At 40.3% G+C, this 2,424-nt stretch carries 2 protein-coding genes; both read right to left on the bottom strand.

Annotated features, from left to right (window positions below):
- Positions 1-822 (bottom strand): cytochrome ubiquinol oxidase subunit I (locus AC52RT_RS08965; protein WP_495540419.1); only part of this gene is annotated, 822 nt, incomplete at its 3' end.
- Between the two features lie 145 nt (positions 823-967).
- Positions 968-2,424: DNA gyrase C-terminal beta-propeller domain-containing protein (locus AC52RT_RS08960; protein ID WP_495540418.1), on the bottom strand; the 1,457-nt coding region annotated here is incomplete at its 5' end.

Genomic DNA, 2,424 nt, shown 5'->3' with positions numbered 1-2,424 from the left:
CGTATACCCAAGAAGAGCCAGGGGTGCATGGGTCTGCGTTTCAAAGAGCCCTTCTGCAGCCGCGAGCTTTTCCGGCTGGTATTCATGGAGCTTTTGCGTAACTACATGTCCATTCAGTGCTGTAAATAAAGCGAAAATACCTCCAGTAATAACACAAATCTTCAACGCTTTTTTATGAAATAAGTAGTCTACACTTTTAGGACCTATTCTCAGCATTTTAAAGGCAGCCACTGCAGCAATAACAAATGCCCCTGTTGTATAAGCCGTCAAAACAACATGAACAGCGGTTACTACAAAGCTCGGATTGAAGAATGCCACCCACGGCTGCACATCTGAAATCACACCATTTTCCATCTTAAACCCTGCAGGTGTTCCTTCAAAGGAGTGAACATTAGAAATCAATACAGCCGAAGCCATCGCTCCAAACGCCACTAATACCAAACTGAGAGTACGAGCCCAAGGCGGTAGTCTTTCAGCTGCATAGACGTAAATAGACATAAACAGCGCTTCTAAAAAGAACGCATAAATTTCAATCTGAAACGGCAGTACCATTACTTTCCCAATGACCTCCATAAAACCTGGCCATAATAAGGACAACTGCGTGCCGGCAATTGTACCCGTTGGAATACCTACGCCAAGCAAAATGGCAAAAGTCTTCGTCCAGCGCTTGGCCATAATGACGTAATGATAGTCCTTCGTCTTTTGATACATCAATTCGGCAATAATCATCATCAATGGTAATCCAACACCAAGGGTAGCAAAAATTATGTGAAAGCCCATCGTCGTGCCAAATAATGACCTTGCTATAACCAAATCATCCACTTGTACTCATCCCTTCCCATTTAACTGTTTGTTATTATTTCCAACAATCATGAAAATATTTGAAAAGATGGGTTAAAAGGAAAATTTCATTTCACGCAAAAAAAAACCCGGCCAGAATGGAATCCATTCGGCCGGGCTCGAGCTATTAATTCTCTTCAACACTGACTTTCCACAATTCACAAACTTTACCATTTTCCGTTTCATCAATAATAAATGAACCGTTTGAATATCGGTCTGCCGGGCGCAGGCTGCTAATGTGAATGCTTTCGACATACTGTTTATCGGTTAACAGGAATACCGAATCACTTTGAATAACAATGTCCAGCCCAACCACGCGATGCGGATGCGATTTAAGCTCACGAAGAAGCAGAACACCCCGTTTCGCCCTCGAAGCTTTTTCAAATTCAGAAAGCTTCATTTTTTTCACTGCACCTCGCTGCGTAGCAACAAAGATCGTGCCAGCACTTTGTTTACTAATGATTTTACCACCTGCAACAAAGTCATCTTCTTTAAGATTAATTCCTTTAACCCCTGCAGCACGAATACCTACTGGGGTAATTTCTTCTTCATCAAACCAGAGAGAGTACCCAAAGTGAGTAGCCAAGAATATATCTGCTGTTCCATCGGTTAAGTGAACATCAATTAGTTCGTCATCGCCTTTTAAATTAACGGCTACAAGCGGCTTAGAATGACGTTGAGCCTTATAACAAATTAAGTCTGTTTTTTTGACCATCCCATTCTTCGTAATAAACAGCAAATACTGCGGCTGTTCAAAGTCTTTAATTGGGATAACCTTTAAGATCTGTTCATCACGGTCAATCGGAATGATATTGGCAATATGCTGCCCTGTTTCCTTCCAACGGACATCTGGGAGCTGATGGACGGGGCAATAGAGGAAGTTCCCTTTATTCGTAAACAACAAAAGAACATCCGTTGTATTTGCTTCAATCTTTTGAAGCATTCTATCCGTGTCTTTCATCCCAAAGTCAAGACCTCCGGATGCAGTATAAGAACGGAGTGAGGTTCGTTTCACATACCCCTGCTTTGTGACCGTCACAATTACATCTTCGCTCGCTATCAGCACTTCTAGATTAATTTTCAGTTCTTCTATTTTATCTTCTATTTTGGATCTGCGTGTATCATTAAATCCTTTTTTAACAGATCTTAGTTCCTTTTTAATGACTTGTTGTAAAACCTTTTCGCTATCAAGAATTTTTGAGAGTTCTTCAATTTTTTGCTTAAGCTCCGCACCTTCAGCTTGCAAGGCTGTGATATCAGTATTGGTCAATCTATATAATTGTAAAGAAACAATCGCTTCAGATTGAGGTTCGCTGAAGTCAAATTTTTCCATTAAATTATTTTTTGCATCTCGCTTATCCTTAGACGAACGGATGATAGAAATAACTTCATCAAGAATCGACAGCGCTTTAATTAGACCATCAACAATATGCGCACGATCATGTGCTTTTTGTAATTCATAACGTGAACGGTTACTTATAACTTCTTTACGATGGTTAATATACGCATCCAACAACATGGGCAGGCTCATTAAAGTTGGGTGCTTTTTATAAATAGCCACCATATTAAAGTTAAAGTCGGATC

Source organism: Peribacillus sp. (assembly GCF_059453735.1).
The sequence above is the reverse complement of the archived record's forward strand: the minus strand, read 5'-3'. Positions and strand labels throughout refer to the sequence as shown.